The sequence below is a fragment of the Bremerella sp. JC817 genome (genome assembly GCF_040718835.1).
GTDB lineage: Bacteria > Planctomycetota > Planctomycetia > Pirellulales > Pirellulaceae > Bremerella.
The window spans coordinates 1-395 of sequence record NZ_JBFEFG010000151.1; the positions used below are offsets into that span (position 1 = coordinate 1).

A 395-nucleotide genomic window follows, 5' to 3' on the forward strand; every position below is an offset into this window, starting at 1 on the left:
CCCACGACCTCATCACCGAGCGGGTCGTCGCCGAGGCGAGCCTGCGCGAGAGCGAGCGGCATCTGCAACTCGCCGTCGAGATCGCCCGCATGGGCACCTTCGAGATCGACCTCCGGACCGACGCGGTCACGGTCAACGAGCCGGGCCGGGCCATCTACGGCTGGGACGACCGCCACGGCACGTTCACACGGGTCCAGCAACACTTCCACCCGGAAGACCGAGACGCCGTGATCCGCCAGGTTGCCGAGGCCCTCGACCCGGACGGGCCGGGCAGCTTCGAGGTCGAGCAGCGGATCCTCCGGACCGACGGCGCCGTCCGCTGGATCCGGGTCCGCGGCAAGGCCATTTTCGAAGGCGAGGGCGAGGGTGTCGGCGAGGTCGAGGGGGATGGCGAC

The 395-nt window shown here is 70.9% G+C and carries 1 protein-coding gene; it reads left to right on the forward strand.

The annotated features are described in order from the left end of the window. The coding region (locus AB1L30_RS00710) for a PAS domain-containing protein (RefSeq protein WP_367011428.1) at positions 1 to 395 on the forward strand (395 nt) is incomplete at both ends.